Genomic DNA, 17,406 nt, shown 5'->3' with positions numbered 1-17,406 from the left:
CGTATGAACGTCATCGACGAGCTCCGCGCCACGGTGGAGGCGCTCGAGGCCCGGGTGGTCGCCCTCGAGGCATCCGCTTCGACCGAGCCACCTGCCACCCCTGACGCCTCCGCCTCCACGAACCCCCAGGGACCGGACCCCGAGACCTTCTGGGCCCTCACCGGCCTGCGCGAGCGGCGCGCCGCGCATCCCGTGACCGAGTCCGGCGCCGTCATGCTCGTCGGGTCGCTCACGCTGCCGGACGGAGCCCCTGTCGAGTGGCAGCAGGCCGGGGCCACCGACGCCCTGCTGGAGTCGGACTGGTCCGAGGTTGCCGAGACGCTCGGTGCGCTCGGCCACCCGGTCCGCCTCGAGCTGCTCCGACTCATCCTCGGCGGCACCGCCACCACGGCCGAGCTCGCCGAGGCCGACGGGCTCGGCACCACCGGACAGCTCCACCACCACCTGCGCCAGCTCGTCTCGGCCGGGTGGGTGCGTCAGGCGGGCCGGGGCCGCTACACGGTCCCGGCCGCACGCGTGGTGCCGCTGCTCGCCACCGTGGTGGGGGCCGAGCGATGACCGCACTCCTGCGCGCCCTGTACCGCGTGCGCGTCCCGTTGTTCTACGCCGCCGTCCTCACGACCACCGGCACCGTCCTGCTGCGACGCCTGCTCCCCGAGGGGCCGGCCGATCCCGCGCTCGCCTGGATCATCCGTGCCGGCCTGGCGGTGATGGCGGTCTGGCTCCTCGTCGTCGTGCTCGGCGGACGCGTCCGCACCGAGCGCGGCCTGCGCGTCGTGCACTCCCCCGTGACCGGGCGCTGGCTGGCGATCAACAGCCCGGCGTCGAAGGTGCCGAGCCACGGGGTGCGCGGCTACGGGCAGGCGTACGCGATCGATCTCGTGGCCGAGCCGGAGGGGGCGCTCCGCCCGCAGTTCGGCGACGGACCCGGGATGCGCCCCAACGCCGACTACCCCGCCTTCGACGAGCCGGTCCGGGCGATGGTCGACGGCGTCGTCGTGGCCGCCACGGACCGGCGCCGAGACCACCTCTCGCGCTCGAGGGCGTGGGCGCTGTACTACATGCTGCTCGAGGGGATGGTCCGCGAGCTCGGCGGGCCGGGCAACGTCGTCGGCAACCACGTGACGATCAGGGCCGACGACGGGACGTACGCCCTCGTCGCCCACCTGAGGCAAGGCTCGGCCACCGTGCGGCGGGGCGACACCGTCCGCGCGGGCGACGTCGTCGGCCGGTGCGGGAACTCCGGCAACAGCTCCGAGCCGCACGTCCACGCCCAGCTCATGGACCGCCGCTCGCTGTGGACCGCCGCCGGAGTGCCCATGGCCTTCGCGCGCATCTCGATCGGCGACGCCGACTCCCCCGTCGACGCACTGCCGGGCAACGAGGAGCACATGACGGCGACCGAGCCGGTGACCTCCGCCTAGCAGCGGCAGGACGCGCGTCCTAGGCACGCACGAGCCTCGTGCGCGCCAGGTCGTCGTGCAGCGGCACGCCCTCGACCGTGCGCCAGAGCGCCGGCAGGACCAGGCACAGCAGGATCGTGCGCACGACGACTGCCACGAACGGGGCGCGGCCGCGGCTCACGTGGACGAGGCGCAGGCCGGTCAGGCGGTGGCCGATCGACGCGCCGGCCAGGCCTCCCACCAGGGCGCGCTCCGCGGCGAAGATCCCGAGGATCGCCATCGCGTCCCCGCCGGCGAACCCGTAGGCGATGGCCATCGCGATCGCCCAGTCGATGAGGAGCGCGCCGAGGCGCCGCCCGAACGGGGCGAGCTCCGAGGCCCGGACGGGACCGCCCGCCGAGCCCGGTCGCGCGGCACCAGGTCGCGTGGCACCGGGCCGTCCCCCCGATCGGGGTCCGCCCGCCCGCGCGGCCGCGGAGCTCGCGGGGGCGGGATCGACGTCGGGCACCGGTCCAGTCTAGGTGGCGTCGCATCCGGCGTAGCACTCGCCCCGTAACATGACCGACACGCCCGGGAGACGGCAGGGAAACTCCGCGGGTCTAGCGTCACACCCGTCCAGCCGGCACCGCCGGTGCACGCGAACGAGGAGCCACGGATGTTCTCAACCCCCGAAGAGGCGATCGCCTACACCCGCAACGAGGACGTCAAGTTCGTCGACGTCAGGTTCTGCGACCTGCCAGGGGTGATGCAGCACTTCAACATCCCGGTCGAGACGTTCGACGAGGACGCCTTCACCGACGGCCTCATGTTCGACGGCTCCTCTATCCGCGGGTTCACCGCCATCCACGAGTCCGACATGAAGCTCGTGCCGGACATCGGGTCGGCCTTCATCGACCCGTTCCGCGCGCAGAAGACGCTCGTGCTCAACTTCGCGATCGTCGACCCCTTCACCTCACAGGCCTACGACCGCGACCCGCGCACCGTCGCCTCGAAGGCCGAGGCCTATCTCCGCTCGACCGGCATCGCCGACACCGCCTTCTTCGGCGCCGAGGCGGAGTTCTACCTCTTCGACGACGTGCGGTTCCAGACCTCGGCCCAGTCGAGCTTCTACCACATCGACTCCGAGGAGGCCGCGTGGAACACCGGCCGCCGGGAGGAGGGCGGCAACCTGGGGTACAAGACCCGGTTCAAGGGCGGCTACTTCCCCGTCCCGCCGAACGACCACTTCGCCGACCTGCGCGACGAGATGGTGCGGGTGATGACCGACGTCGGCCTCAAGGTCGAGCGCGCCCACCACGAGGTCGGCACCGCCGGCCAGCAGGAGATCAACTACCGCTTCGACTCCCTGCGCGCCGCCGCCGACGACGTCATGAAGTTCAAGTACATCGTCAAGAACGTCGCGTGGGAGCACGGCCGGTCGGCGACCTTCATGCCCAAGCCGCTGTTCGGCGACAATGGCTCGGGCATGCACTGCCACCAGTCCCTGTGGAAGGACGGCGAGCCGCTGTTCTACGACGAGCAGGGCTACGGCGGGCTCTCGGACATCGCCCGGTGGTACATCGGTGGTCTCCTCCACCATGCGCCCTCGCTGCTGGCCTTCACCAACCCCTCGCTCAACTCGTACCACCGCCTCGTGCCCGGCTACGAGGCGCCGGTCAACCTCGTCTACTCGGCGCGCAACCGCTCGGCCTGCATCCGCATCCCCGTCACGGGATCCTCGCCGAAGGCCAAGCGCGTGGAGTTCCGCGTGCCGGACCCGAGCTCGAACCCCTACCTCGCCTTCTCGGCGATGCTCATGGCCGGCATCGACGGCGTGAAGAACCGCATCGAGCCGCCGGAGCCCATCGACAAGGACCTCTACGAGCTCCCGCCCGAGGAGCACGCGCAGATCGCCCAGGTCCCCGAGTCGCTCGGTGCGGCGCTGCGCGCGCTCGAGGAGGACAACGACTACCTCACTGAGGGCGACGTCTTCTCCCCCGAGCTCATCGAGACGTGGGTCGACTACAAGCGCACGCACGAGATCGACCCGATCCGCCTGCGCCCGCACCCGCACGAGTTCGAGCTGTACTACGACATCTGAGCCGATTCGCTCTCAAACGAAAGGCCCCTGACCTGCATGTCTGCAGGATCAGGGGCCTTTCGGCTGCCCGCGTCCCCCGCGAGAAGACACTGTTGGGAGGTCAGCTTCCTAGGGAGGCTCTTTTGGTCGTGGCAGGACGACCCACACATCAGTCCGTTCGAATGACGACCTCCCGGTTGGCGCCCACCCACTGATTCCCCACCTAACCTGGAGAGCGACGATCGGCTCGCGAACGATGGCGATCCTCTCGTGGCACTCGCTGGCTACCCCGTGGAGGCGGATGATGACCGTCCCGACGTGGGACCAGTACATGGCACCGTCCCTCCGTGTTCTCCTCGACGGCGGGACCCACCGGTCTCGGAACATCATCGCGGCCGCTGCTGACCTGCTAGGTCTCACCCAGGAGCAGCGCCAGGTCCTCATCCCTTCCGGTCAGGAGCAGTTCCGCAACCGTGGTGCCTGGGCGCTGTCCTACCTGGCGCGAGTAGGCGCGGTCGAACGCCCGAGCCGCGGCAACTATCGGATCACCGAAGTCGGACGCCGACTCCTGTCCGATCACCCGGAAGGTGTGACGGAGAGGCATCTCCGCGCTCTCTCGGGCAATCCTGACGCACCGCACACCTGGAAGGCGTTCCCGACACCCTCGTCACGAACAGCAACTGCCATCGAAGAGGTGTCAGCACTGGATCCCGAGGAGCAGATCGCAGCAGGCGTCGCGAGAATCAACGAGGATGTCGCCGACCAGCTCCTGACGTTAATTCTTGCCCGCGAACCGGTGTTCTTCGAACAAGCGGTGCTCGACCTGCTCATGGCGATGGGATATGGGGGTGCCGAAGGAAACGCGACTCGCACGCAGCTCTCCAGCGACGGAGGGATCGACGGCATCATCGACCAGGACGCCCTCGGCCTCTCCCGCATCTACGTGCAAGCCAAACGCTACGCGCGCGAGAATACTGTCGGCAGAGAGGCGATCCAAGCATTCGTCGGCGCGCTGGCAGGTAATCAGGCGAACCAGGGTGTCTTCATCACCACTAGCCAGTTTGCGCGTACAGCGACCGCGTACGCCGAGTCCGCGTCGCTACCCGCGTCATCCTCGTCGACGGTGAACGTCTGACCCGGCTGATGATCCAGTACGGAGTCGGTGTGCAGGTGAAAACGCGCGTCGAGGTAGTCGAGATCGACGAAGACTTCTTCGAGTAACTATCGGGCCAGCGACTGACTGACAGGGCACTGAGCCTTCCAAACGCGAAAGAGCACCTCGACGAGGACGATTCCGGCCACCGTGCGCTACCACGACCCAGGACTCGACTATCGGCCGTAGGCTTCACCTGCGCAGGCGCCACGCTCGGGCCCCTTGTGCCCCGCATCACCCGGTCATACGGTTAGCGCACGCTGTCCCGTCAACGTCGACGAAGGGTGATCGCCATGAAGGCAGTGCGCGTGCACGCGTACGAGGAGATGCCGAAGCTCGATGACGTCCCGGAACCCGAGATCACGGGCCCGTGGGACGTCATCGTCAAGATCGGGGCGGCCGGCCTGTGCCGCACCGACCTGCACATCATCGAGGGTCAGTGGGACCCGATCCAGAACCCCACGCTGCCGTACACGATCGGGCACGAGAACTCGGGCTGGGTGCACGCCGTCGGCTCGGCCGTGTCGAACGTGGCGGTGGGCGACACGGTGATCATGCACCCGCTCGTCACCTGCGGGCTGTGTACCGAGTGCCGGCGAGGCAACGACTCGCACTGCTCGAACGCCTCCTTCCCGGGCCTCAACGCCGAGGGCGGGATGGCCGAGTACATGAAGACGAACGCGCGGGCCGTCGTCAAGCTCGACCCCTCTCTCCAGCCCAGGGACATCGCCGCCCTCGCTGACGCGGGCCTCACCGCCTACCACGCGGTCCGCAAGGCGGCCCCGCGGCTGCACCCGGGCACGCACGTCGTCGTCATCGGCTCCGGCGGGCTGGGGCACATTGGCATCCAGTCCCTCGTGGCTCTCACCCCTGCGGAGATCACGGTCCTCGACCGCTCCGAGCAGGCCCTCGAGCTCGCGACGTCGATCGGCGCCCACCACACGGCCCTCGCCACCGACGACACCGACGCCGTCACCAAGCAGATCCACGACATCACCGGCGGAGGCGCGCACGTCGTGCTCGACTTCGTCGGCGAGCAGGGCATGGAGCTCCTCGGGCCCAACCTCATCCGCAACCAGGGCGACTACTACGTCATCGGCTACGGCGGCATGGTCCAGCTCGAGACCATCGGGATCATCTCCCGCGAGATCAACGTCATCGGCAACCTCGTGGGCACCTACGAGGACCTCGACCAGCTGATGATCCTCACCGCCCAGGGCAAGATCTCGCTGCACACGTCGGTCTACGACCTCGCCGACTACGCCACCGCGATCGACGACCTCGACAACGGCCGGCTGGTCGGTCGCGGGATCCTCGTCCCGTAGCGACCTCGCGCAGCGACGCACCACCGACGGCGGCGGGCACCCGGTCCGGGTGCCCGCCGTCGTCAGGTCTGGATCACCAGCGGTAGTTCGTGTCGTACGCGAAGTTCGTGTACATCCCGATGTGGGTGTAGAAGTTGATCGCACCGAACAGCAGGAGCGCCACGCCACCGAGCAGGAACGCCCAGGCCGACCACCTCAGCAGGCCGGGCCGGCCTGCCAGGTAGGAGATCGCGAAGAGCAGCGCGCCGAGGGCGATGACGCCCCAGAGCCCGCCGAGGAACAGTGCTTCGATCCAGGGAAGGTGGCCGAACCGACCGGTGATCGGCTCCTCCGGCGGGGCCGCACCGAGCTGGAAGCGGACGAACGTGATCGCCAGCACGCCCATCGCGAGGCCGACCGCACCGACGAAGATGCTCACCGGGCGGAAGGCGCGCAGCGCGGTCTCGCGGGCGATCTCCTGATCGCCGGCGAACAGGCTGCGGCTGCGCCACAGGTAGACGGCGGCGACCAGGAGCAGCGCGCCGAAGGCGGCGGCCGGCTGGCCGAACGCGATGTTGTAGTACTCGAACCCGGGCTCCTGGTAGGGCCAGGTCACGGTGAGGTGCAGGCCGAGCGCGAGCAGCAGGAGCCCGGTGACGCCGAAGAACGCGGCCCACCCCTCGCTGTCGACCGCCTTGCGGCGGAGGAGGACACCCAGGAACTGGGCAAACCCGATGAGACCGGCCCCCGCCGTGATGGCGATGAGCTCGTTGTAGACGACCATGCCGCCCACCCTTCTTCGTCAGCTGGTCCGGGCGCGGGCGGATACGGCGCGCGCACGCGGAGGGAGTGGCACGCGCTCCCTGCGTCACCAACGTCCTGGGCAGTGAGGTATTCCCGACGATGAACGAACGCAATCCGCCGCGGGTGGCTCATCGCACGCGGCGGAACTCCTCGGCGCTCGGGCTCAGCCCCGGGGCCCATCCCGTGGCCGCGATCCGGTCGAGAGCACTCATCTCGAACTCGTACGCCCCGGGCGTGAAACCGTCCGCCACCCGCGCTGCGGTGTCGGCCGTGACGCCGCCGGTGTAGACGACGGTGCGGCAGTCCTCGGTCTCGACGAGCACGCGCCATCCCGCGCTGTGCACCCGCTCTCCCTGCGCAGCGGACGCGCCGACCACCTCGCACCGCACACCGTGCACCCCCACGCGTCCGAGAACGGGCATCGACAGCAGCACGAGGACCACCACCGAGGTGGCGATGATCACGACGCGCCATGCCCGCGTGGACGTGGTCTCTCCCACTCCAGGGCGGCGCGTCCTCACTCCTGGGCGGCGCGTCCCGCCACGCCGAGCGCCTCCGGGTGGTTCGCGTCCGGGTACCCCGTCGGCCCGTCGTGCTCGACGTCGGACACCGACGGTCCGCCCAGCGCGTGGGACTCCCAGCGCACGAGCTGCCAGCCGTCGTCCGGGTTCCCCTCGATGATGACGACCCCGGTGTTCGAGATCGAGCGGCCGAGGAACTCGCGCGGCACCTCGACGGTCGTGGCGGCCCACGAGACGATGACGGCCCCGTGCGAGACGATGACCGCCGTCTCGTGGCCCGTCGCGGCGATCTCGGCCACGACCGCGTCGTAGCGGTCCTTGACCTCGCGGCCCGTCTCGCCTCCGGGGATGCGCGAGTCCGGGTCCGCTACCCAGCCCATGATGCCCGCGAGGTACGTGCGCACGGCCGCCTCGCTGGTGGCCATCTCGAGGTCGCCGGCGCGGATCTCGCGCAGCCCCTCGCGCTCGATCGGGGTGAGCCCCGTGGCCTGGGCGAGCGGCTCCGCGGTCTGGTGCGTGCGCACGAGGTTGGACACCCAGATGGACTCCACGTCCTCGTACGCGAGCTCGGGCACGAGGGCCTCCGCCTGCCGGCGGCCGAGCTCGGTGAGATCGGCGCCGGGCGCCTCGGTGTCGATCGCGTGGATGACGTTGGAGTCGGTCTGACCGTGCCGGACGAGAATGAGCCGCATATCGTCCAGTGTCCCAGGTGTGCCGTGCGGGCGCTGTGACGCGTCACGTACATTGCACGGATGCCGCCCGACGAGGACGTCCCGACGACGACCGACGAGCAGGACCCCAGCCCCAGGCCGCCGAGCCGCTGGCGGTTCGTCGTCACCCTCCTGGTCGCGGCGGTCGTCTTCGCCGTGGTCGTCTGGCTGGTCGACCTCGCCTTCGACTCCTGAGCATCTGCTCCCTGCGCCCGTGAGGGCCTACTCCCAGAAGAGCCGCTCGACGACCGCCCGGGAGCGCCGCGCCGCCCGCAGGTAGTCCTCCTCGAGCTCCTGGCGGTGTCCGGACGGGTAGCCGAGCATGCGCGCCACCGTCTCCAGCCGTTCGACCCCGTGGGGCAGGACGTCGGTCTTCGGCCCCGTCGTGCGCCCGGAGACCTGCACGACGGCGTCGCGCACCTGCCCGGCCAGCGTCCAGGCGTGCAGGAGGGTCGCCGCATCAGCGTCGCCGACCAGCCCCTCGGCGCGCAGCGCCTCGAGGGCCTCCTCGGTCGAGGTCACCCGCAGCGCGGGCACGTCGCCGGCGTGCCGCAGCTGCCACAGCTGGACGGTCCACTCCACGTCCGTCAGCGCGCCGGGGCCGAGCTTGAGGTGCCGGTTGGGTGGCACGCCGCGTGGCATGCGCTCCTGCTCGACCCGGCCCTTGACCCGGCGGATCTCCCGCTCGGCGGCCGCACCGATGCCGCCGGGCACGTACCGCACCGCGTCGACGAGCGCCATGAACCGCTCCCCGAGCGCACGCGAGCCCGCGGCGGGGCGGGCCCGCAGGAGCGCCTGCCGCTCCCACACCTCCACCCACCGCTCGTAGTACTCGGCGTAGGAGGCGAGGGTGCGTACGAGCGGGCCGGAGCGCCCCTCGGGCCGCAGGTCGGCGTCGACCGGGAGCGCGGGCTCGTCGCTCGTGGCGCCGAGCAGCTCCTGGACCGACGTCGCGACGTCGCGGGCCCAGTCCGCAGCCACCTTCTCGTCGACCCCCTCGGCGGGGTCGTGGACGAAGAGGACATCGGCGTCGGAGGAGTAGCCGACCTCGCGGCCGCCCAGGCGGCCCATGGCGACGACGAGGAACTCCCCCGGCGGCTCGTCGAGGCCGGCACGGGCCGTGGCGTCGCGGGCGGCTACCCTCACCGCCGCCTCGAGGGCGAGGTCCGCGACGTCGGCCAGCTCCCGGCGCCGCGACCGCGGGGCCTGCTCGAGCACGTGGGCGATCGCAGCGCGCGTGGTCTCGCGCCGACGCAGGTAGCGGGCCTGCCCGACGGCGTCGGTCGCGTCCTCGCGGCGACGCAGCATCGCGTCGATCTCGCCCTCGAGGTCCTCGCGGCGGCGCGGGGCCAGGCCCTGATCGCCGTCGAGCCACTTCACCGCCTCGGGCAGCTGGAGCAGCAGGTCGCCGACGTACCGCGACGTGGCGAGCACCGTGGCCAGCGCCTCGGCGGCAGCGGAGGAGTCGCGCAGGAGGGCCAGGTACCAGTGGGTCGTGCCGATCGTCTCCGACAGCCGCCGGAAGGCGAGCAGGCCGACGTCGGGCATGGGCGCGTCGGCGAACCAGCCGAGCATGACGGGCAGGAGCTGGCGCTGGATCGTCGCGCGCCGGGACACGCCTTCGGTGAGGGCCGCGATGTGACGCAGGGAGCCCTTCGGGTCGGCAAAGCCGATGACCTCCATCCGTGCCGCGGCCGCGTCGGGGGCCAGGGAGGCCTCGGCCGGCGACAGGCGCGCGGTCGCGGGCAGCAGCGGTCGGTAGTAGATCTCCTCGTGCAGCCGGCGGACCTCGCGGCTCACCGCGCGCCAGGCCTTCTCCAGGGCGTCACCGTCCGTGATGCCCTCCGCGCCGAAGGCACGGCCGAGGATCTCGAGGTCGCCCGCCGAGCTCGGCACCACCTGGATGCGGTGGAGGCGCCACAGCTGCATGCGGTGCTCGAGGACGCGCAGGAACCGGTAGTGGTGGTCCAGGGTCGCGGCGTCGGTGCGCGCGACGTACCCGCCCTCGGCGAGGGCCTCCAACGCCTCGAGGGTGGTCCGCGACCGTAGGGTCTCGTCGGTGCGGCCGTGGACGAGCTGGAGCAGCTGGACGGTGAACTCGACGTCCCGCAGCCCGCCCTTGCCGAGCTTGAGCTGCCGCTCCGCGTGGCGGGCCGGCACGTGCGCCTCCACGCGGCGGCGCATCTTCTGGGTCTCCTCGACGAAGTTCTCCCTCGAGGCCGCGCTCCAGACGAACGGCGCGACGGCGGCGCAGTACTCCTCACCGAGCGCGAGGTCCCCCGCGACCGGGCGCGCCTTGAGCAGGGCCTGGAACTCCCAGCCCTTGGCCCAGCTCTCGTAGTAGCTGACGTGGCTGGCGAGCGTGCGCACGAGCGGTCCGTCCTGCCCCTCCGGCCGCAGGTTCGCGTCCAGCGGCCACAGGGCCGGCTCGGGGCCGACGCCGCCGACCGCGTCCGCGAGCGTGCCGGCCAACCGGGTCGCCACCTCGATGGTCTCGTCCTCGTCGCGGACGGGGGCGCCGTCGGCGTCGAGCTCGGGATCGGCCACGTAGACGACGTCGACGTCGGAGATGTAGTTGATCTCCCGCCCGCCCGTCTTCCCCATCCCGATCACCGCGAGCCGCACACCCGCACCGTGGTCGGGCAGGCCGGCGCGGGCCACCGCGAGGGCGGCGTCGAGCGCACCGGCGACGATGTCGGCGATCGACGCAGCCACCAGCGGGAAGCTCTCCAGGGAGTCCTTACCCGTGAGGTCCGCGGCAGCGATCTCCAGGAGGCGGCGGCGGTAGGTGCGCCGCAGCGCCGCGATGCCCTCCTCGCCGGTGACCGTGGCGACGGGGTTGGTCTGCGCCGGGTCGGCGCCGACGGCCTCGAGCGCCTTGGCCCGCTCGTCGCGCGGCTCGAGGTGGAGCACCGGGACCTCGCCGTGCCGGTCGTGGAGATGGGCGACGTCCCCCGGCCGCGCGACCAGCGAGTCACCGAGCGGCCGGGAGGCTCCGACCACGGCGACGAGCCGACGCATCGCGACGTCGTCGCCGGTGAGGGCCGTGCGCAGGGCGGCGTCGTCCCCGCTCTCCTGCGCGCTCTCGGCGATCCGCACGAGGGTGAGCAGCGCGTGGTCGGGGTTCCCGGCCGAGGCGAGGTGGCCGAGCAGCCGCTCCGCCACGCCCTCGGCGGCCAGGTACGGGGCCAGGGCCGGGTCGTCGAGCAGCGCCTCGGCGCGGCGCGGCTCGTGGATGCCGACGCGCCGCAGCTGGGTGAGCCGGGAGACGACCCGTCCGCCGGCCATCAGTGCGAGGGGATGAACTGGGCCAGCTCAAAGTCCGTGACCTGGTCGCGGTAGGCCTCCCACTCCTCGTGCTTGTTGCGCACGACGAAGTCGAAGGTCTCCTCCCCCAGCGTCTCCGCAACCAGCTCGGAGCCCTCCATCGCGTCGATCGCGTCGGCCAGGGAGGCCGGCAGCGAGACGATGCCGAGCGCGCGGCGCTCGCCGCGGGACAGCGTCGAGACGTCGGTGTCCGCCGGGTCGGGCAGGTCGTAGCCCTCCTCGATGCCCTTGAGCCCGGCCCGCAGGATGATCGCGAACGCGAGGTAGGGGTTCGCGGCGGCGTCCAGCGCGCGGAACTCCACGCGGCTGGACTGCGGCTTGCCCGGCTTGTAGCCGGGGACCCGCACGAGCGCGGAGCGGTTGTTGTGGCCCCAGCTGACGTAGCTGGGCGCCTCGCCGCCGCCCCACAGGCGCTTGTAGGAGTTAACGTACTGGTTGGTGATGGCGGCGAACTCCCGGGCGTGCGTGAGGACGCCGGCGATGAACCTGCGTCCCGTCGTGGAGAGCTGGTACTCCCCCGCCGGGTCGTAGAACGCGTTGGAGTCGCCCTCGAACAGCGAGAAGTGGGTGTGCATCCCCGAGCCCGGGTGGCCGGGCATCGGCTTGGGCATGAAGGTCGCGGTCAGCCCCTGCCGCATGGCGACCTCCTTGACCACGGTGCGGAACGTCATCACGTTGTCCGCCATCGACAGGGCGTCGGCGAAGCGCAGGTCGATCTCGTTCTGCCCCGGGCCGCCCTCGTGGTGGGAGAACTCCACCGGGATGCCCATCTCCTCGAGGGTGGTGATGGCCTCGCGGCGGAAGTCGTGGCTGGACCCGCGGGCGACGTGGTCGAAGTAGCCCGCGCGGTCGGCCGGGACGAGCGGCTGCCGGGGGTCGTTGATCTCGTCGAACAGGTAGAACTCGATCTCGGGGTGCACGTAGGGCGTGAAGCCGGCCTTGGCCGCGTGCTCGACGGCGCGGGCCAGGACGTTGCGCGGGTCCGATCGGGCGGGCTCGCCTCCGGGGGTGAGGACGTCGCAGAACATGCGCGCCACGCCGTGGTGCTCGCTACGCCACGGCAGGACCTGGAAGGTCGTCGGGTCGGGCCGCACGAGCATGTCGGACTCGAACACGCGGGTGAGGCCCTCGATGGCGGAGCCGTCGAACCCGATGCCCTCCTCGAACGCGCTCTCGAGCTCGGCCGGCGCGATGGCGACCGACTTCAGCGTGCCGAGGACGTCGGTGAACCACAGCCGGATGAACCGGATGTCGCGTTCCTCGACGGTTCGCAGCACGAACTCCTGCTGGCGGTCCATCCCGCCTCCTCCCGGTCGGATCAGTGCTCCCACATTGTCACCCACGACGCCCGACTACCCTGACAGCATGCCGCTGCCGATCGCGATCGCCCAGGTGGACCCGTGCGCCGGGGACCTCGCCGGGAACTCCGCCCTCGTCCGTGACGCGGTGCGGGGAGCGGCCGGGAGCGGCGCGCGTCTCGTGCTCCTGCCGGAGATGACGCTGCCCGGCTACCCGGTGGAGGACCTCGCGCTGCGCGCCTCGTTCCGTAGCGCCACCGAGCGGTCGCTCGAGACGCTCGCCCGGGACCTCGCGGACGACGGCCTGGGCGACGTCGTCGTCGTGCTCGGCACGCTCGGCACCTCGGCCCAGGGCCGTCCGACGAACTGCGCCGCCGTGCTGGCCGGCGGCGAGGTGGGACCGACCTACGTCAAGCAGCACCTGCCGACCTACGGGGTGTTCGACGAGATCCGCATCTTCGAACCCGGCGCGGATCCGGTCGTCCTCGAGGTCGATGGCCGCCGGCTCGGGCTCGCGATCTGCGAGGACATCTGGGTCGACGGCGGGGCGGTCGACGCGTACACGGGCGCCGGCCTCGACGCGCTGCTCGTCCTCAACGGCTCGCCGTACGAGTACGGCAAGGGCGCGGTGCGGCTCGGGATCGTGCAGACGCTCGCGGGCCGGCTCGGCTGCCCCGTGCTCTACGCGAACCTCGTCGGCGCCCAGGACGACCTCGTGTTCGACGGGCACTCGTTCGTCGTCGACGCCGGCGGCGCCGTGGTGGCCCGCGCCCCGGGGTTCGAGCCCGGGACCGTGCAGGTGGAGCTCACGGGCGGGGCCGGCCAATCCGGCGTGGTCGCGTCCGGCGCACCCGCCGAGGAGGCCCCGGACGCCGCGCAGATGTACGCCGCGTGCGTCCTCGGGCTGCGCGACTACGCGCGGAAGAACGGCTTCCGGTCGGTCGTGCTCGGCCTGTCCGGCGGCATCGACTCGGCGCTGGTCGCCGCGATGGCGGCCGATGCCCTGGGCCCGAAGAACGTCGTGGGCGTCTCGATGCCGTCGAGCTATTCCTCGGAGCACTCCAAGGACGACGCCGCTGCCTCCGCCGACGCGATCGGGCTCGACTACCGGGTGCAGCCGATCGCGCCGATGGTCGAGACGTTCCTGACGAACGTCGAGCTCACCGGCGTAGCCGAGGAGAACCTGCAGGCGCGCGTGCGCGGGGTCATCCTCATGGGCCTGTCCAACATGGAGGGGCACCTCGTGCTCGCCACGGGCAACAAGTCCGAGCTCGCCGTGGGCTACTCGACGATCTACGGCGACGCCGTGGGCGGGTTCGCACCGATCAAGGACGTGCCGAAGACGAAGGTGTGGGAGCTGGCGCGGGCCCGCAACCAGGTCGCGCTCGACGCCGGCGAGCCGGTGCCGGTCCCGTGGAGCTCCATCGAGAAGCCCCCGTCGGCCGAGCTGCGGCCGGGTCAGCAGGACTCGGACTCGCTGCCGCCCTACGACGAGCTCGACCCGGTCATCCAGGACTACGTCGAGCGGAACCTCGGCCGGGCCGAGCTCCTGGTGGCGGGTCACGCGCCCGAGGTGGTCGACCGGGTCCTCGGTCTCGTCGACCGCGCCGAGTGGAAGCGTCGGCAGTACCCGTTGGGGCCCAAGGTGACGGCGCTGGCGTTCGGCCGCGACCGCCGCCTGCCGGTCACCTCGCGCTGGCGGGAGCAGGACGAGCGACAAGGAGACGAGCAGTGAACGACAGCCCGAGCCGACCGAAGCGGGTCCGCGTCCACCACCTCGCGCAGATGAAGGAGCGCGGCGAGCCGATCACGATGCTCACCGCGTACGACGCCATGACGGCCCGCGTCCTCGACGCCTCGGGGATCGACGTGCTGCTGGTGGGCGACTCGATCGGCGACAACATGTTGGGTCACCCGACGACTCTGCCGGTGACCGTGGACGAGATGGTCGTGGCGACCCGGGCGGTCGCGCGCTCCGTCACGCGCGCGCTCGTGGTGGCCGACCTGCCGTTCGGGAGCTACGAGTCCTCGCCCGAGCAGGCGCTGGCCACGGGCGTGCGGCTGATGAAGGAGGGCGGAGCGCACGCGGTGAAGCTCGAGGGTGGAGCCCACCGCGCCCCCCACGTCCACCTGCTCACGCAGGCGGGCATCCCCGTGGTGGGACACGTCGGCTTCACCCCCCAGGCGGAGCACCTGCTGGGCGGCAAGCGCATCCAGGGGCGCGGCGAGGGCGCGGCGGAGCGACTCGTCGCGGACGTCCGTGCGCTCGAGGAGGCGGGCGCCGTGGCCGTCGTCCTGGAGATGGTGCCCGGACCTGTCGCCGAGCAGGTCACCCGCTCGGTCGCGGTACCGACGATCGGCATCGGGGCCGGCTCCGGGACCGACGGGCAGGTGCTCGTGTGGATCGACATGGCCGGCATGTCCGACTGGTCGCCGAGCTTCGCCCGCCGCTTCGCCGAGCTCGGCGAGGCCCTCGGTCGCGCCACGGGCGAGTACGTGGCCGCCGTCAAGGACCGCACCTTCCCCGGCACGGAGCACACGTTCGACTCGTAGGCCGCCGCGCGCCCACGACTCCCTGGTGCGCTCGACGCCGACTTTCAGGAGGCTCGGCCGTGCGACGCCCCCGCCGGACTCCCCGACGCACCGTCCGTCAGCCGGCGTCGTCGCCCTCGCCCCAGGTGCGCCACTCCTCCTCCGCCTCGTCGACCTCCTCGTTGCGCTCCGCGGCGCTCTGCAGGGCGGCCGCGGCGGCCGCGGGCGTGTCGTAGGGGCCCATCCGGTCCGCGACGGGCGAGACCTGTCCCCTCTCGACCTGCTTGGTGCGCAGGTTGAACCAGTAGTCGCCGGTGCTCATGTCTGCTCCTCGGGGCTCGGACTCTCGTCCACGATCCGTAGACTGGGGCACCATGCTCGCCGATCGCGCCCCGCGGGGCACCCTGACCAAGGGCACCGTCTCCCCCGTCCGCGAGGTCCCCGCCTCGATCGAGCGCCCCGAGTACGTGGGGCGCACCGGACCCGAGCGCGTGACGGCGGGCGAGGTCAAGAGCCCGGAGACGATTCTGCGGATCCGCCGGGCCGCCAGGATCGCGGCGCAGGCGCTCGAGCTCACCGCCGAGGCCGTCCGACCGGGCGTCACCACCGAGGAGATCGACCGGATCGGCCACGAGTTCCTGATCTCGCAGGGTGCTTACCCGTCCTCGCTGCACTACCAGGGCTTCCCGAAGTCGCTGTGCACGTCGATCAACGAGACCATCTGCCACGGCATCCCGGACTCGACTGTCCTGACCGAGGGCGACATCGTCAACATCGACATCACCGCCTACATCGGCGGCGTCCACGGCGACGCCTCGGTGATGGCGCTCGTCGGCGAGGTCGACGAGGAGTCCCGCCTGCTGGTCGAGCGCACGAAGGAGGCCATGCTCCGCGGCGTCAGGGCGGCGCGGCCGGGCCGCCAGGTCAACGTCATCGGCCGCGTCATCGAGTCCTACGCCAGGCGGTACGAGTACGGCGTGGTCCGCGACTACACGGGGCACGGCGTCGGCGAGGCGTTCCACTCGGGGCTCATCATCCCGCACTACGACTCTGCGCCCCACTTCGACGACGAGATCGTGCCCGGCATGGTCTTCACCGTCGAGCCTATGCTCACGCTCGGTGACCCCGACGGCGAGCAGTGGGACGACGGCTGGACCGTGGTGACGAAGGACCGCTCGCGCTCGGCCCAGTGGGAGCACACCATCCTCATCACGAGCGACGGCCCGGAGATCCTCACGGTCGTCTAGAGTCCTGCACGTCCCCCTTCTTTTCGACGACGAAGGAAGTCCATGCCCACCACTGACCACCTCGCCTTCGGCATCGACATCGGCGGCTCCGGCATCAAGGGTGCCCCGGTCGATCTCACCACCGGTGAGCTGACGACCGACCGCGTGAAGATCCCGACCCCGCAGCCCTCCACGCCGGCCGCCGTCATCGAGGTCCTCGGGCGCCTGCTCGCGGAGTTCGACGAGGACGACGACGCGCCCGTCGGGCTCACCTTCCCCGCGCCCGTGCTGCACGGCGGGTTCCCGTTCGTGGCGAACCTCGACCAGAGCTGGGTCGGCATGAACATCGAGGACGAGGTGCGCAGGGAACTGGGCCGCGAGGTGGTCGCGATGAACGACGCCGACGCCGCCGGCGTCGCGGAGGCCCACTACGGCGCCGCGAAGGGCGTGCCCGGCGTCGTCCTGCTCACCACGCTCGGGACCGGGATCGGCTCAGCACTGCTCGTGGACGGCACGCTCGTGCCCAACACCGAGCTCGGCCACCTGGAGATCGACGGCCGCGACGCCGAGTCGCACGCCTCGTCGGCGGTCCGCGAGCGCGAGGACCTGTCCTACCCGAAGTGGGCGAAGCGGTTGCAGCGCTACTACGAGGTCGTCGAGAAGCTGTTCTCCCCGGACCTCATCGTGGTGGGCGGCGGCGTGAGCCGGAAGCACGAGAAGTTCCTGCCGCTCCTGACGACCCGGGCGCCCATGGTCCCCGCGAAGCTCCGGAACAACGCGGGGATCGTCGGGGCCGCCTACCGGGCCGCCGAGCTCACTCGCTGACGTCCCATCGCCGGTGCCGGCATCAGGACAGGGCATCCGGGCCCGGCCGAAGCGTCACGCCGTGGTCAGGGGACCTGTCCCCGCCGGTTCCTGGCCCCTGCGCGCCCGTCACTTGTAACCTCGTGATCGGCCGGGCGCCCGCCCGGCCGTTCCAGGTTCCGCGCTCCGCACCGAGGCAGAGGAGGCGCCGTGCCGCGGTTCAACCCGCCCCCTGGCTGGCACGTGCCTCCGGGCTTCGCGCCGC

The 17,406-nt window shown here is 71.5% G+C and carries 17 protein-coding genes; 10 read left to right on the top strand and 7 right to left on the bottom strand.

Annotated elements, in window-relative coordinates:
- The first annotated feature begins 3 nt into the window (after window positions 1-3).
- Window positions 4-558, top strand: coding sequence for an ArsR/SmtB family transcription factor (locus AC24HA_RS09170; protein ID WP_425708911.1), 555 nt, complete (start codon window positions 4-6; stop codon window positions 556-558).
- A complete protein-coding gene (locus tag AC24HA_RS09165) occupies window positions 555-1,424 on the top strand; it encodes a M23 family metallopeptidase (RefSeq protein ID WP_425708912.1) in 870 nt (289 codons plus the stop codon). Before AC24HA_RS09170 ends, AC24HA_RS09165 begins: the two co-directional genes overlap by 4 nt.
- Window positions 1,425-1,443: 19 nt before the next feature.
- Here the strand turns inward: AC24HA_RS09165 and AC24HA_RS09160 are convergent, their stop codons facing one another.
- A complete protein-coding gene (locus AC24HA_RS09160; RefSeq protein WP_425708913.1) occupies window positions 1,444-1,911 on the bottom strand; it encodes an RDD family protein in 468 nt (155 codons plus the stop codon).
- Between the two features lie 147 nt (window positions 1,912-2,058).
- Here AC24HA_RS09160 and glnA (AC24HA_RS09155) point away from each other — a divergent pair, with 147 nt between their 5' ends.
- The 3 genes from glnA (AC24HA_RS09155) to AC24HA_RS09145 all read left to right on the top strand — a co-directional run bounded on the left by glnA (AC24HA_RS09155) (window position 2,059) and on the right by AC24HA_RS09145 (window position 5,940).
- The gene (glnA, locus tag AC24HA_RS09155; RefSeq protein ID WP_425708914.1) at window positions 2,059-3,483 is read left to right on the top strand and encodes a type I glutamate--ammonia ligase; all 1,425 of its coding nucleotides are present in this window, start codon (window positions 2,059-2,061) and stop codon (window positions 3,481-3,483) included.
- A gap of 280 nt (window positions 3,484-3,763) precedes the next feature.
- The gene (locus AC24HA_RS09150; protein ID WP_463648732.1) at window positions 3,764-4,597 is read left to right on the top strand and encodes a restriction endonuclease; all 834 of its coding nucleotides are present in this window, start codon (window positions 3,764-3,766) and stop codon (window positions 4,595-4,597) included.
- Between the two features lie 311 nt (window positions 4,598-4,908).
- Entirely contained in the window at window positions 4,909-5,940 is a 1,032-nt protein-coding gene (locus AC24HA_RS09145; RefSeq protein WP_425708916.1) for an NAD(P)-dependent alcohol dehydrogenase, read from the top strand.
- 73 nt (window positions 5,941-6,013) lie between these two features.
- Here AC24HA_RS09145 and AC24HA_RS09140 read toward each other — a convergent pair whose 3' ends face one another.
- From AC24HA_RS09140 to AC24HA_RS09130, 3 genes are all read right to left on the bottom strand, one after another.
- Complete coding sequence (locus tag AC24HA_RS09140; RefSeq protein ID WP_425708917.1) at window positions 6,014-6,703, bottom strand: DUF981 family protein; 690 nt, start codon at window positions 6,701-6,703, stop codon at window positions 6,014-6,016.
- A gap of 148 nt (window positions 6,704-6,851) precedes the next feature.
- On the bottom strand, window positions 6,852-7,187 hold the full coding sequence (locus AC24HA_RS09135) for a hypothetical protein (protein ID WP_425708918.1): 336 nt from the start codon (window positions 7,185-7,187) through the stop codon (window positions 6,852-6,854).
- Between the two features lie 53 nt (window positions 7,188-7,240).
- The gene (locus AC24HA_RS09130) at window positions 7,241-7,936 is read right to left on the bottom strand and encodes a histidine phosphatase family protein (protein ID WP_425708919.1); all 696 of its coding nucleotides are present in this window, start codon (window positions 7,934-7,936) and stop codon (window positions 7,241-7,243) included.
- Window positions 7,937-7,996: 60 nt separating this feature from the next.
- On the opposite strand from AC24HA_RS09130, the gene AC24HA_RS09125 reads away from it, so the two are divergent.
- Window positions 7,997-8,149, top strand: a complete 153-nt coding sequence (locus AC24HA_RS09125; protein WP_425708920.1) for a hypothetical protein — start codon at window positions 7,997-7,999, stop codon at window positions 8,147-8,149.
- A gap of 27 nt (window positions 8,150-8,176) precedes the next feature.
- On the opposite strand, the gene AC24HA_RS09120 is transcribed toward AC24HA_RS09125, so the two are convergent.
- Together AC24HA_RS09120 and glnA (AC24HA_RS09115) are read right to left on the bottom strand one after the other, a co-directional pair.
- Window positions 8,177-11,242: a bifunctional [glutamine synthetase] adenylyltransferase/[glutamine synthetase]-adenylyl-L-tyrosine phosphorylase gene (locus AC24HA_RS09120; RefSeq protein ID WP_425708921.1), complete on the bottom strand. Its 3,066-nt coding sequence runs from the start codon at window positions 11,240-11,242 to the stop codon at window positions 8,177-8,179.
- Window positions 11,242-12,579, bottom strand: coding sequence for a type I glutamate--ammonia ligase (glnA, locus tag AC24HA_RS09115; RefSeq protein WP_425708922.1), 1,338 nt, complete (start codon window positions 12,577-12,579; stop codon window positions 11,242-11,244). The genes AC24HA_RS09120 and glnA (AC24HA_RS09115) overlap by 1 nt, the downstream gene beginning before the upstream one ends.
- A gap of 67 nt (window positions 12,580-12,646) precedes the next feature.
- Here glnA (AC24HA_RS09115) and AC24HA_RS09110 point away from each other — a divergent pair, with 67 nt between their 5' ends.
- Both AC24HA_RS09110 and panB read left to right on the top strand, forming a co-directional pair.
- Entirely contained in the window at window positions 12,647-14,314 is a 1,668-nt protein-coding gene (locus AC24HA_RS09110) for an NAD+ synthase (RefSeq protein WP_425708923.1), read from the top strand.
- A gap of 50 nt (window positions 14,315-14,364) precedes the next feature.
- Window positions 14,365-15,132: a 3-methyl-2-oxobutanoate hydroxymethyltransferase gene (gene panB, locus AC24HA_RS09105; protein ID WP_425708972.1), complete on the top strand. Its 768-nt coding sequence runs from the start codon at window positions 14,365-14,367 to the stop codon at window positions 15,130-15,132.
- Window positions 15,133-15,229: 97 nt separating this feature from the next.
- On the opposite strand, the gene AC24HA_RS09100 is transcribed toward panB, so the two are convergent.
- Complete coding sequence (locus AC24HA_RS09100) at window positions 15,230-15,433, bottom strand: hypothetical protein (protein ID WP_425708924.1); 204 nt, start codon at window positions 15,431-15,433, stop codon at window positions 15,230-15,232.
- Between the two features lie 52 nt (window positions 15,434-15,485).
- Here AC24HA_RS09100 and map point away from each other — a divergent pair, with 52 nt between their 5' ends.
- Together map and ppgK are read left to right on the top strand one after the other, a co-directional pair.
- Window positions 15,486-16,358, top strand: a complete 873-nt coding sequence (gene map / locus AC24HA_RS09095) for a type I methionyl aminopeptidase (protein ID WP_425708925.1) — start codon at window positions 15,486-15,488, stop codon at window positions 16,356-16,358.
- Window positions 16,359-16,400: 42 nt separating this feature from the next.
- Window positions 16,401-17,162: a polyphosphate--glucose phosphotransferase gene (ppgK, locus tag AC24HA_RS09090; RefSeq protein WP_425708926.1), complete on the top strand. Its 762-nt coding sequence runs from the start codon at window positions 16,401-16,403 to the stop codon at window positions 17,160-17,162.
- The last annotated feature ends 244 nt before the right edge of the window (window positions 17,163-17,406 follow it).

The sequence above is a fragment of the Georgenia sp. Z1491 genome (genome assembly GCF_057652395.1).
Note: the sequence above shows the minus strand (reverse complement) of the source record. Positions and strands in the feature narration are given on the sequence as shown.

Bases quoted from the DNA above. Each gene is read 5' to 3' on its own strand.
- AC24HA_RS09170 (WP_425708911.1), top strand. From the start codon at position 4: ATGAACGTCATCGACGAGCTCCGCGCCACGGTGGAGGCGCTCGAGGCC.
- AC24HA_RS09165 (WP_425708912.1), top strand. From the start codon at position 555: ATGACCGCACTCCTGCGCGCCCTGTACCGCGTGCGCGTCCCGTTGTTC.
- glnA (WP_425708914.1), top strand. From the start codon at position 2,059: ATGTTCTCAACCCCCGAAGAGGCGATCGCCTACACCCGCAACGAGGAC.
- AC24HA_RS09150 (WP_463648732.1), top strand. From the start codon at position 3,764: ATGATGACCGTCCCGACGTGGGACCAGTACATGGCACCGTCCCTCCGT.
- AC24HA_RS09145 (WP_425708916.1), top strand. From the start codon at position 4,909: ATGAAGGCAGTGCGCGTGCACGCGTACGAGGAGATGCCGAAGCTCGAT.
- AC24HA_RS09140 (WP_425708917.1), bottom strand. From the start codon at position 6,703: ATGGTCGTCTACAACGAGCTCATCGCCATCACGGCGGGGGCCGGTCTC.
- AC24HA_RS09130 (WP_425708919.1), bottom strand. From the start codon at position 7,936: ATGCGGCTCATTCTCGTCCGGCACGGTCAGACCGACTCCAACGTCATC.
- AC24HA_RS09125 (WP_425708920.1), top strand. From the start codon at position 7,997: ATGCCGCCCGACGAGGACGTCCCGACGACGACCGACGAGCAGGACCCC.
- AC24HA_RS09120 (WP_425708921.1), bottom strand. From the start codon at position 11,242: ATGGCCGGCGGACGGGTCGTCTCCCGGCTCACCCAGCTGCGGCGCGTC.
- glnA (WP_425708922.1), bottom strand. From the start codon at position 12,579: ATGGACCGCCAGCAGGAGTTCGTGCTGCGAACCGTCGAGGAACGCGAC.
- AC24HA_RS09110 (WP_425708923.1), top strand. From the start codon at position 12,647: ATGCCGCTGCCGATCGCGATCGCCCAGGTGGACCCGTGCGCCGGGGAC.
- panB (WP_425708972.1), top strand. From the start codon at position 14,365: ATGAAGGAGCGCGGCGAGCCGATCACGATGCTCACCGCGTACGACGCC.
- AC24HA_RS09100 (WP_425708924.1), bottom strand. From the start codon at position 15,433: ATGAGCACCGGCGACTACTGGTTCAACCTGCGCACCAAGCAGGTCGAG.
- map (WP_425708925.1), top strand. From the start codon at position 15,486: ATGCTCGCCGATCGCGCCCCGCGGGGCACCCTGACCAAGGGCACCGTC.
- ppgK (WP_425708926.1), top strand. From the start codon at position 16,401: ATGCCCACCACTGACCACCTCGCCTTCGGCATCGACATCGGCGGCTCC.